The organism is Frankia sp. CgJB1 (assembly GCF_977947065.1).
Genome location: NZ_CDWTNB010000102.1, coordinates 1 through 10553 on the forward strand (window position 1 = coordinate 1; position 10553 = coordinate 10553).

14 protein-coding genes and 3 pseudogenes are annotated in these 10553 nt (G+C 68.7%); 1 reads left to right on the forward strand and 16 read right to left on the reverse strand.

Annotation, left to right across the window (positions count from 1 at the left end; all coding sequences use genetic code 11):
- The 16 genes and pseudogenes from AC08OT_RS12750 to AC08OT_RS12825 form a co-directional block, all read right to left on the reverse strand.
- Positions 1 to 219 (reverse strand): annotated as a pseudogene (locus AC08OT_RS12750) (hypothetical protein); the annotation flags it as partial.
- A 325-nt stretch (positions 220 to 544) separates the two neighbouring features.
- Positions 545 to 706, reverse strand: a pseudogene (locus tag AC08OT_RS12755) (hypothetical protein); the annotation flags it as partial.
- Between the two features lie 9 nt (positions 707 to 715).
- Entirely contained in the window at positions 716 to 1099 is a 384-nt protein-coding gene (locus AC08OT_RS12760) for an RNA polymerase sigma factor (RefSeq protein ID WP_476593598.1), read from the reverse strand.
- A 266-nt stretch (positions 1100 to 1365) separates the two neighbouring features.
- Entirely contained in the window at positions 1366 to 1614 is a 249-nt protein-coding gene (locus tag AC08OT_RS12765) for a hypothetical protein (RefSeq protein WP_476602847.1), read from the reverse strand.
- A complete protein-coding gene (locus tag AC08OT_RS12770) occupies positions 1611 to 2000 on the reverse strand; it encodes a fluoride efflux transporter FluC (protein WP_476593596.1) in 390 nt (129 codons plus the stop codon). The genes AC08OT_RS12765 and AC08OT_RS12770 overlap by 4 nt, the downstream gene beginning before the upstream one ends.
- Positions 1997 to 2341 carry a DUF190 domain-containing protein gene (locus tag AC08OT_RS12775; RefSeq protein ID WP_476593595.1) on the reverse strand — a complete coding sequence of 115 codons (345 nt, stop codon included), beginning with the start codon at positions 2339 to 2341 and terminating at the stop codon, positions 1997 to 1999. The genes AC08OT_RS12770 and AC08OT_RS12775 overlap by 4 nt, the downstream gene beginning before the upstream one ends.
- Positions 2341 to 2862: a FluC/FEX family fluoride channel gene (locus tag AC08OT_RS12780; protein WP_476593594.1), complete on the reverse strand. Its 522-nt coding sequence runs from the start codon at positions 2860 to 2862 to the stop codon at positions 2341 to 2343. Before AC08OT_RS12780 ends, AC08OT_RS12775 begins: the two co-directional genes overlap by 1 nt.
- 123 nt (positions 2863 to 2985) lie before the next feature.
- Complete coding sequence (locus AC08OT_RS12785) at positions 2986 to 3513, reverse strand: ArsI/CadI family heavy metal resistance metalloenzyme (RefSeq protein ID WP_476593593.1); 528 nt, start codon at positions 3511 to 3513, stop codon at positions 2986 to 2988.
- 332 nt (positions 3514 to 3845) lie between these two features.
- Complete coding sequence (locus AC08OT_RS12790) at positions 3846 to 4445, reverse strand: alpha/beta hydrolase (protein ID WP_476593592.1); 600 nt, start codon at positions 4443 to 4445, stop codon at positions 3846 to 3848.
- A gap of 5 nt (positions 4446 to 4450) precedes the next feature.
- The gene (locus AC08OT_RS12795; RefSeq protein ID WP_476593591.1) at positions 4451 to 4966 is read right to left on the reverse strand and encodes an alpha/beta fold hydrolase; all 516 of its coding nucleotides are present in this window, start codon (positions 4964 to 4966) and stop codon (positions 4451 to 4453) included.
- Between the two features lie 21 nt (positions 4967 to 4987).
- Positions 4988 to 5158, reverse strand: a complete 171-nt coding sequence (locus AC08OT_RS12800; RefSeq protein ID WP_476595973.1) for a hypothetical protein — start codon at positions 5156 to 5158, stop codon at positions 4988 to 4990.
- Positions 5159 to 5755: 597 nt separating this feature from the next.
- Complete coding sequence (locus AC08OT_RS12805; RefSeq protein ID WP_476602848.1) at positions 5756 to 6136, reverse strand: PIN domain-containing protein; 381 nt, start codon at positions 6134 to 6136, stop codon at positions 5756 to 5758.
- Complete coding sequence (locus AC08OT_RS12810) at positions 6133 to 6390, reverse strand: hypothetical protein (RefSeq protein ID WP_476593589.1); 258 nt, start codon at positions 6388 to 6390, stop codon at positions 6133 to 6135. Before AC08OT_RS12810 ends, AC08OT_RS12805 begins: the two co-directional genes overlap by 4 nt.
- A gap of 146 nt (positions 6391 to 6536) precedes the next feature.
- Positions 6537 to 7196, reverse strand: a pseudogene (locus AC08OT_RS12815) (IS66 family transposase); the annotation flags it as partial.
- 578 nt (positions 7197 to 7774) lie between these two features.
- Complete coding sequence (locus tag AC08OT_RS12820; protein ID WP_476593588.1) at positions 7775 to 8548, reverse strand: SDR family NAD(P)-dependent oxidoreductase; 774 nt, start codon at positions 8546 to 8548, stop codon at positions 7775 to 7777.
- 11 nt (positions 8549 to 8559) lie between these two features.
- Positions 8560 to 9567, reverse strand: a complete 1008-nt coding sequence (locus AC08OT_RS12825; protein ID WP_476602849.1) for a class II aldolase/adducin family protein — start codon at positions 9565 to 9567, stop codon at positions 8560 to 8562.
- Positions 9568 to 10216: 649 nt separating this feature from the next.
- Here AC08OT_RS12825 and AC08OT_RS12830 point away from each other — a divergent pair.
- On the forward strand, positions 10217 to 10553 hold a 337-nt coding region (locus AC08OT_RS12830), incomplete at its 3' end, for a hypothetical protein (RefSeq protein ID WP_476602850.1).

The following is a 10553-nucleotide window of genomic DNA, read 5'->3' on the forward strand; positions in this document are numbered from 1 at the left end:
GCGGTAGGCCGCGAGCCGGTTGTGCGCCGGGTCGTCGCAGTACGCCGGCGGGCGCCCCGGGCCCTCGGCGGGGGCGGCGGGCCGGGTGCATCCCGGGAAGGCGCAGCGCGGCGCCGTCGCGGCGCGGGCCGCCGCATCCTCGGACGGCGCCGGGTGCCCGGACGGGGGCGCGCCGCCGCCGTCCGGGCCATCGTCGTCACGGGGACGCGGTGGCCGCATCGGCCCCACCGGTTCAGGCGGCTCCCCACGTTGGTGAGGCGGTCGTGGTACCCGAGACATGACCCATCCCCTCCACTTACGTATCATCGAAAGCGATGAAACGTTTGGAAAACCGTTATACCACGGAACGGAACGTTTCAGGGGAGCGTGCGGCAGGTCGCGTTCTGACGCCCGATAAGCTTTCCTTATCGGGCGTCAGAAAATGATCATCCTGGGATGGTTCCCTGTGACTGGCCCCGGTAGGTGGCCGGGTTCCAGCCGCACTTCTTGGCAGGGGTACGAGCTGGGAACGGGCCGCCGTGGCGGAAGCCGGGGAAATCCCAGATCAGACATCTCGCACCACCTTCTGAGCAGGCCGGTCCTTCCCCGCCATCATCTCAGCGGGAACCCCGGGCATGTCCGCCGTAGCCCGAACCTTCCGCAGTCGCACGCGGGCCCGCGCCAACCGCGACCGCACCGTCCCCACCGGAACACCGAGAGCAACCGCGGCCTCCGCCTAGGTCAGGCCCTCCATCGCCACCAACACGACGGCCTCCCTCGTACCGCGATCCAGCACCACGAGCTCGGCGAGGATCCCCCGCATCCGCCGCTCGTCATCAAGCCGCGCCACGACATCATCGGCATGATCCGGCTCCGCACGGTCGGGCGGCAGCCGATACAGCGCCGCGTCGTACCGCCGGGCAGCCCGCCGCTGGTTACGCATCACGTTCGTCGCCACCCCGAGCAGCCACGGCCGCAGCGACCCCGACACCACCACCACGTCACCCCGCCGCCGCCACGCCTCCAGGAAGACCACCGACGTCGCGTCCTCCGCCGCACTCCACGACCCGAGACGGTGGAAGCAGTAGGAGTAGACGGCACCCGCATGCCTACGGAACAGCCGGCCGAACGCCGCCCCACCCCCTGCCCAGCCCGCGCCAAGAGGGCCTCGTCCGACTCGGACTCACTCGTCATCGTTGCCCCATGCCGCGTAATGTCCGCACCGCACCGTCCAGTTCCCGAGGCCGGCGGACGTACCTGGTTCTGCTCTGAGCTTCGGGGAAGTCTGAGCTTCGAAGAAAGCAGCGTCCCGTGACGATCAGATACAGGGTTCCCGGGAGTAACCGCCGAAAATCCAACGATTAGCGTTAGCGTCGTTGTGCCTGGTCAGGGGCGGATGCGCCGGCTGCCGGCGAGGAGCGCCAGCGCCGCGGCCTCACCCACCCCGGTGACGACACCGACCACGACCGCCGACGCGCCGAGGGACGCCAGCAGCGGCCCGGTGACCGACCGGGCGCCTTCGTAGACGACGTCCGCCAGCATGCTGACCACGCCGAAGACCAGGACAAACCGCCACGGCTGTAGCCTGGCCGCGGCGGCGGGCGCTGTGCTCGTGCCGTGCGCCGGTCGGATCACCCCCACACCGCCCGCGCCAGGGCCGCGCCGAGAGCGGCGGCGCCGAACGCGGCGAGCACACTGCCGGCGACGTTGGCCGCGGCCAGCAGCCGGGCGCCGTCCTCGGCCAGCCGCAGCGTTTCGTAGGAGAACGTCGAGTAGGTGCTCAACGCCCCGCACAGCCCGGTCCCCACCAGCGACACCACCTGCTCCGAGGCCACCCACGCCGGCGCCGCGCCCGCGCCCGCGGCGCCGGCGACCAGGCCGAGGAGCAGACTGGCCGTGACGTTGACGGTGAACGTGCCCCAGGGAAAGACCGTGCCGGGCCGGGCCTGCACCGCCCGGTCGGTCAGATAGCGCAGCGGCGCGCCGGCCGCGGCCCCGGCGATCACCAGCAGCCAGTTCACCGACTCGCCTCCCGGCCGACGTAGCGGATCACTTCGACCTCGTCGAGGATGACCAGCCCCTCGGTGACGAGTTCATCGAGCTGCGGGAGGAAGGCCCGTATCCGTTGCTCGTCATCGACGATGACCACCGCCATCGGCAGGTCCTCGCTCAGCGACAGCAACCGGGCGGTGTGCACGATCGAGGAGGCGCCGAACCCCTCCACGCCCCGGAACACACTCGCCCCGGCCAGCCCGGCGCGGTGCGCCCGGTGCACGATCTCGCTGGCCAGCGGCCGGTGATGCCACACGTCGCTCTCCCCGACGAACACCGTCAGCCGCAACGCCCGGCCGCTCAACCTCATCACGCCCGCCTTCCCGCGACCCGCCGCGTCGTCGCCACGAACCATCGCATCGCCGTCGCCGCCGCCCACACCGCGCCCAGCGCGGCGAGGACGCTCAGCGCCAGGTACGCCAGCGCCAGCCCGGCCCGCCCGCCGTCCACCAGCCGCTGCGCGTCGAGCGCGTACGTGGAGAAGGTGGTGAACCCGCCCAGCACCCCGGTGCCCAGGAACGGGCGGACCAGCGGATGCCCCGTCCGCACGTCGGTGATCAGCACCATCAGCACACCGATCGCCGCGCAACCGGCCGTGTTCACCGCCCAGGTGGTCCACGGGAACGTGCCCGGCATCGTCGGCCACACCAGCGACGCCCCGTAGCGGGCACATGCCCCCACCGCCCCACCAGCCGATATCACCGCCAGCAGCGGGACCGGGACCGGCGCGTGACGAAGCTGCCGGCGCCGCACCGGGACAGGCCCATCACCATCAGGGCTGGTGCCATCGGGGTCGGTCGGTGCACCGACCGTCTGCTCGGCGTCGTCCACGCCCGCTCCCTACCTGCGCGACAGCCGGGCATGACTTGTCACGGTAGGGACCGTTGGCGGCGTACTGCCGCGATTCGGGTCCGGCGGGCCCCACCGCCGCGCGGTGACCGGAAGCCGCCGCCGTCACACCATACCGGTTCGGTTCACCGCTACCGGTTCACCTGTCACCGTCGTCACCGTGGGAGCGCACACCGGCCCACAGTCACACGCCGACCCGGGACCGCCCCCGGCCCCCGGTTCCACGGTGCGCAGCTGCGGGCCCGCGCCCTCGGCGATGTCGGCGAGCACCGTGTAGATCTCCCACGGCGCACCGTCCGGATCATCCACCCACACATTGTCCTGCAGCGCGTAGCAGCAGGCGGTGTTCTCCTCCACCGCCGTCACCAGCCCCGCCTCCCGCAGCCGGGCCGCCGCGGCGGACACCTCCTGCGAGGTCTCGATCTCCACCCCGAGATGGTTCAACGCCCCCGCCACCCCCGCGCCGCGGGCGTCCGGGTTCTCGATCAGCACCAGCTTCAACGGCGGCACGTCGACCGCGAAGTTCGCGTACCCCGCCCGCCGCTTCGCCGGCCCGACCCCGAACAGCGTCGTGTAGAATTCCACCGCCGCGTCCACGTCCGAGACGTTCAACGCCAACTGCACCCTGGCCATCCAGCCCACCCCTTACATCGACACTCATCTATGTTCTTGCGGGTCGAGGATGACCGCAAACATAGACGTCTGTCAATGGCTGGGGCATGCTGGCGGCACGGCGACCGCCTCCCCACCGGCGGGTCTCCCGGTCGTCGACCCGGTCATCGCCCCCGCGGCGGACGGCCCGCCCGGTCTCGCCGGGACGATCTCCGCGTGCCGCGCCCCGCTGGGCGCCAACCGGGGCCGGCGACCGGTACGCCGGGCCCGCGCATCGGCGAAGTCGTCGCCTTTCTGGATAATCCTCAAAGTGAGCCTGAATCGCGAAGACTCTGAATTGTGAGGACCGAGACTCAAGAACCCGCCGATGTCGGGACGTCAGGGCAGATCGTACCGCGCTTCGGGAGTATCAGGTCGACCAGGTAACGCTCGACGGCCCGGCGGACGCAGACACTGTCCTGAAAGTAGGCGGTGTGGGTGTAGGAGCGCCAGGTCAACAGCACGCTGTTGGCGAGTTGACGGGCGAGGGACACAGCCCCGGAGTAGGGCGTCGCCGGGTCGCCGGTGCTGCCGACGAGGAGAATCGGCGGAGCGCCGGTGGCGTGGAACGACCCGGTGTAGCGGGAGGCAGCCTTAACCGGCCAGACCACACAGGCAAGGGCACCGAGAGCAGAAATCAGGCCGAAATGGGGGCTCTCGCGGTTGAGTTCGTCAGAAAGTCGTTGGTAGGCGCCCACGGTCGGGAAGACCTTGTCGGTGCAGGTGATGGCCGTATGCGAGGCATCGGAGCTGGTGGAGGTGCTGTGCGGCAAGGGGAGGATGGCCCCGATCGGGTCCTGCGCTGCGAAGGAGAGCAGCTCGAAGCCGTCGTTGTTGTCGTCGGCCAGTGCCAATGCTCCCGCGAGCCGCGGCCACTTGGCATGGGAGTACAGCGCGGACCGAACCCCTATCATGGCGGTCACCCAAGCGTGCGGGCGGCGCCGGTGTCCTTACCGCCGGCCGGGATCGGCTTCTCGGTGAGCCGTTCGACCAGGCGGTCGAAGGCGCCGGCCCGGTCGCCGTGACCGAAGCCACAGTTGGGCCGAGCCTTGCAATCGGCGAGGAATGCGCCTAGCGCGGTCTCGAAGCCCTGAGCCATTCGGCGTAGGTCCTCCTGCGGTTGGTTCATCCACACGTTCGGATCTTCTACGCCGTCCAGCACCAGCGCCCGGATCCGGGTCGGGAACATGCTGGCGTAGGTGGCGCCCAGCACGGTGCCGTAGGATCCCCCGTAAGAGGTGAGCTTGTCCTCGCCGAGCGCGGCTCGCAGCAGCACGTCGTCATCCTCACTCCCAGCGCGGGAAGCGCGGGAGTGGATCGCGAACGGGGAGGCGGCGGCTAGCGGATCATTATCCTGCCCGCTGCTGCAACGGACCGGCGCGCTCCCACCGACACCCCGCTGGTCGAACCCGACGATGTCGAAACGGTCGCGCAATGACGCGCCGAAGAAGCCCAGTCAGTCGCGGATGAACCCGACTCCCGACTGGCCCGGCCCACCGGCCAGCATTACCAGCGAGCCGATCAGCCGGTGTGGCTGGCGGGCCGGAGCACGGATCAACGCCAGGTTGACCGTGCCTGCGGCAGGCCTGGCGTGGTCCAACGGAACGGGCAGAGCCGCGCACTCCAACCCATTCTCACACGATTTCCAGGTTAGCTTTGTCCGGGTGGCAGCAGCGGCGGACGCGGACAAACCCGACCCTGATATTCCGGTCAGCAGCGGCAGGCTCACCGCAAGCACGGCAGCAAGGAATGGGATACGGGCTGATCGGGACTGGCGCATCTGGCCTCCACTCTCCGGTTCGGTCGAGTGCGTGGCGCTTGCGTCCACCTGCCAGCATGAGCATGAATATAGGCCTCGTTACTCTCCTCGGCAGTGCTGGACTGCTCCGACTGCCCAGCCACATACAGGCGGAACGCGTATCGCATCATCACCAGGGCGAACCTTCCGGCCACGCGGAACTGGACGGTGCTTTGCCCGGCCACAGTCCGCGCCGTGATTTCCCGAGACGTCCATCCAGGAACTCGCCCTCACCCGGCCGGGTGGCGTCAGCGAGCTTTGCCGCAGGACATGTCGCGCAGCCCGTATCCGAGGTAGGTGAGCGAGCGTCTGCCGAACCCTCCCGGCTCCCCTTTCCGTCTTCTCGCCGTGACGGCGGCAGCCACGACCCGCCCGCAGGCGCCAAGACGGGTGTTGGCTGCGGTGGAGCCGCCGGGCCGGACCAACTCACGGGCTGAGATCCAACAGACGCACCGGCTGGCCCGCCCACCGATCCGGCACCGCCGTCGCGATCATCGCACCCTCGGGACGCTCCGAGGTGGGCTCGGCCGCGTACAGGACGTGCGCCGGCGCCCAGCAGGTACCGCGGGCCACCGCGCGCGCGGCCGCCAGGTCCAACTCCACGATGGTCACCGCAGGCAGCGCGGCGATGTGCTCGGCGGTTCCCAGCCGGGCCCGGTCCGCCTCCACCAGCGCACACGCCGGGGCATACAGAAAATGACCCGGCACGGTGTGAGCGCGCTGGATCAATCGGGACGCCAGCACGTTGCCGTAGCCGGCCGAGACCATCGCCGTCTCGTCCAGCACCACATGCAGCGCGTCGCTCACCGCCCCAACGCCCGCGCCAGCCGACGGTTCAGCTCGGCATCGGCCTGCGCGGCTTCTTCCTCCGTCGGGTCGTAGCCGCTCCACTCCCGCAGCACCGCCCGAGCCCGCTCGGCGCGCTCCGCACGTTCCGCCGGCGTCAGCAGCGTGCTCGCCAACCGCGACAGATACGCCCGCAACGACAACCCCTCCGCCGCCGCCACCTCCGCCAACCGATCCCGCGCCTCCGCCGGAATCCGCACATTCGCATCCGCCATGGACAGCCTCCTTTCACCCACCCAGCAGGATACGGGTACGTTCTCGTACCCGTACCGGATCCCGGCTACCTGGTAGCGGCGGCCAGCCAGATCAGGGTCGCAGAACTGCCGTAAGTAGTCGGAAGTTGGGTGTGGGCATGCTGCCGGGCGGCGTCACCGTGGGTGGCGTAGAGCGCGCCGATCCGCTCGCGCCACTGGCGGGCCCAGATCCCGAGCTGGGCGGGGTTGCCGTCCCCGGCCCGCAGGAAGTAGCGGCGGACGTGGACCCAGCGGAACAGGTTGACGATCCCGTCCGCCTTGCGGCCGGCGGAGGCGTAGACGGTGTAGAAGTCCGAGGAGATCACCAGCCGGCGCGGGCCGCCGGCGCCGTCGAGCTGGCCGGCGGTCTCGCTGATCCCGACATGGCCGGCGAGCACCGCCGCCGACCAGGTCGGGTCCATCACGAAGCACACCGAGTCCGGGCCGAGGAAGACCCACAGCCACCAGCGCGCCGAGGTGTCCTGGCCGTCGGGGGTGAACACCCGCCAGGTCGTCTCGTCGGCGTGCAGGTGCCATGACCCACGCGACCGTTCGACGATCTTCTCGGCGAGGGGGGTGAGCAGGCCGCCGACCTGGGCGCACACCCCCGTCAGCGTCGCCGGCGAGATCCGGGCGCCCTGGCGGGCCAGGCCGGTGACCAGCGAGTTCTGCGACCGGCCCGCGACATAGCGCTCCACGAGCAGCATCGCGAGGAACCGGTTCGTGAACAGCTCTTTGCCGATCGCCTTCGACGGGCCAGGCGCGGTCACCGTCACCGGCCCGCCGCAGCCCCCGTAGCCGTCACGCACCGCAGCAAACCATCCCGACAAGCCGGAGATCACCCAACACGGCCAGCGAACCACACACAGCCAACACTGATGAGACCCCGGCACCGATCAACCACAAGACTTCCGACTACTTACGAACTGCCAGCCCGGCCAGCATTTTCGCTTGCGGATATGCAAGCGAGACGCTTGCTGCGCTGGTTTAGGACGCTCCCTCCCGCGACGAAGGAACGATTCATGCGGGAGCAGCACGTGTTCTGGGGTATGTACCGCCACTGCATTCCGATCGAGAACGCCGTCAAGCTGTAGGAGTTCATCGAGACCGGGCAGCTCGACCTTCGCACTAGCGTGCTGGACGTGAGCCGATCAGGCTACGGCTTCGCGGTCACGCATGCCCTGCCGGGGGCCGGATCCGGATCGACCATTTCGACCACATCGTCGATGCGACCGGAACCGGATTTGACGTCGCCAAGGCGCATTCGCCCCTGCTTCGGGACCTGCTCCGATCGGGCAGCGCGGCGGCACACCCGCCGGGCTGCTGGATCGAACTCTCGGCCGCGCCAGGGCGGTGGAACCCACCGTCAGGTAGCGGAAAAGCCTCCGTCCACGAACAGCGTCTGGCCGGTAAGGTAGACGGCGGCGGGGCCGGCCAAGAACACAGCGGCGCCCACCAGGTCCGACAACTCGCCGTTTCGCCCCAGCATTGTTCGATTGGCCATTGCCGTCGCCCGCTCCGGATCGTTGAAGACGGTCTTGGTAAGCGGTGTCCGGACGAATCCCGGAGCGATCGCGTTGCAGCACACACCGCGTTTCGACCAAGCCTCGGCCTGAAACCTAGTCAGTGCTGCGACACCGGCTTTGGACACCCCGTACGCGCCGCTGTTGCCGAACGCGCTGATCGACTGCTGCGACGCCAGATTAATGATCCTTCCCCAGCCGCGCTCCGCCATTCCTGGGCCGTACCGACGGCCCAGGAGGAAGGGCGCGTCGAGATTCACCGCCATCGTCAGGTCCCACTCCTCGTCGGTCAGACCGCCGAAGGGCGGTCTGATGTTCACGCCTGCCGAGGTGACGAGGATGTCGGGCTCCCCGAACGGTTCGGCCGCCTGATCGGCCGCCTTGCTCAGCTCGGCGCGATCGGCCAGATCGCACCGGATGCCTGCGGCGGCGCCGCCAGCATCGCGGAGTTCCTCCACTACGGACTCCAGGGCGTCGGCACGGCGGCCGAGCGCGACCACCCGCGCGCCGGCACGGCCAAGCGCGAGGGCAATGCCGCGGCCGATACCGGAGCGACCTCCGGTATCGGCCGCGGTGCGCTCCCGCAGCGAGAAGAGTTCGACCAGGAAATCCGCCACCAGTGCTCCCTTCACGCAGCTCCGCGCTCGAGCGCAGAGATCGAGCGGTCGCCCAGGCTGCTGGCGATCCGCCGACTCTCCTGTTTGTCCAACGCCAGCCCGCTGTACTCATCATCATAGGAAATTCGATCATGGAAGTACAACGCGTTCTGCTGGCACATCTCGAGGCGACCGTTGATCAGGGCCGTGAGAGCGGTGGTGTAGGGCATGTGGGTGTGCAGGACGACTCGAGCGCGCGATCCAAGTTCGTGCAACACGCCATGGATGTGGTACGCCGTTCTTTCGACTCGGCCTGAGTTCAGGTCATCAGTGTTCCGAAGATCACATAGAACCAGGGAGGCCGCCGTTACCTCGGGCCAGTGCCAGTCGCAGGGGTTCACCAGGAAGAGTTTGTCCTCGACTTCACTGTCCTCAGCCGTGACGGCCATCGAGAAGTGATTGTCCACTCCTTCCTGTAGTCCCCCGGGCCACCCGGCCGCCAAGGCGGACCACAGCAACCGCAGAACCTCGGCCGGGAACCCCGCCGTAGGTAGTCCCAGTGCCGCCGCGATTTCGACCAGCCCGTTGGTCGCCAGCGTGGGGTTCTCCGCGTTGAGCCACCACACGATCTGGTATCCGGCGGCGCGTCTGTGAGCGTACTCGACTGCGAGCTGGGTCTTGCCCACACCTCCCATTCCTCGCAGCGGCACAACAGCGATTGCCTCCGCGTCGGGTTGACGCAGGCGGCTGTCCAATCGGCCCGGAAAGGTGACCGGTGAACCGGACCCACGTAAGCCCGCCGACACTCCGTCGAGAAGCCGGCGGCGAGCGTCGTCCTCTTCCAACCCGAGCAGCTCGATCCGGGTCGGCGGCGCGTACAGCTCAGGGATCGAGCAGTCAGCCACGACCACCGGAACGACGCGGCCCGGATGGTCGCTCGCGAACGCCGCGGTGTGCTCGGTTTGGGAAAGGCGCTGGGCGAAGTAGGCGTCGGTGTAGACGGCCACTACCCGCTCAGCCAGCGGTGACGAGAAAAGCATGCCGGTCGGGTCCAGTACGGCCCGGCGCCGCCACTGGCGGGACGGATATGGCTGCCGACCCAATCTATCCCGCGGCCTGGCTCATGCGGCGGGTGAGTTCGTCGGCGTCGATGCAGTGGCGTGGGTGGGCGTAGTACTTGCCGGCCTGGTCGGTGAGTACCTCGATGCCCTCGCTGCGGAGGAGCTCGGCGGCCTCGTCGGGGCTGCCCGCCTGCCGACGCCCGGCGGTGGGCCGAGGCCGAACTCCTCACGACGACCTCGGACCACTGCGGGTCGTCCGTGCGGGTGGCTCCCGACCCTGCCTGGCGACACGCCGGTCGTCGGCCGACTTTCCGGCGACTTTCCGGGGCCCTGACCTGGCGGTGCACCCCGGAAGTCGACACAGCAACAACAGATGTTATCGGGTGTATGGCTAGTTAATTTTGGGGATGTTTTATCGTCTGCCCTGATCCCCCGACAAGTGCCGTAACTTCGCATGTCAATAGAGACATTCGGGAGTACACAGCAATGTGCGTCGCAACCCCGCACCACCACCGGCGACGGTCTTTCTCCAGATGGTGTCGCAACCGTCCACCGGTACTGTCGCTACCCGGTGGAATAGCGACAGTGAGCGCTGGATCTCCTGCCCACCAGGAAAAATAGGGCCGCGGTGACCGGGAACCCGAAGGATCAGGGCGGTCGCTGGCCTGTCATCGACAACGGAGTCTCCCGCGACCACCGGTGTCTTCTGCTGTTCTTCCACCTCCTGCACGCCCTCTACCAGGTGCCGTGGAAGTCCTGCTGTTCGCTGCCGGTGAGCGACCCCGGTCACGACGCCGAGAAAAAGAAGATCGAGGGGCGGTTCACAGGGAAAACGAAACTCGACTGGGACCAGATCGTCTGCTATCTGAACAAGCTTCCGGAGCCCGACCGGGAATCCGCGACGCTTACGGCTTTCTGCCTGTTCAAGCGGTGGTGCGAAGGGTCACGGGCCGGGCGGACCGCGC

Coding starts and splice junctions, on each gene's coding strand:
- AC08OT_RS12825 (WP_476602849.1), bottom strand. CDS start 9,567: ATGCTTTTCTCGTCACCGCTGGCTGAGCGGGTAGTGGCCGTCTACACC.
- AC08OT_RS12810 (WP_476593589.1), bottom strand. CDS start 6,390: ATGGCGGATGCGAATGTGCGGATTCCGGCGGAGGCGCGGGATCGGTTG.
- AC08OT_RS12775 (WP_476593595.1), bottom strand. CDS start 2,341: ATGAGGTTGAGCGGCCGGGCGTTGCGGCTGACGGTGTTCGTCGGGGAG.
- AC08OT_RS12785 (WP_476593593.1), bottom strand. CDS start 3,513: ATGGCCAGGGTGCAGTTGGCGTTGAACGTCTCGGACGTGGACGCGGCG.
- AC08OT_RS12790 (WP_476593592.1), bottom strand. CDS start 4,445: ATGATAGGGGTTCGGTCCGCGCTGTACTCCCATGCCAAGTGGCCGCGG.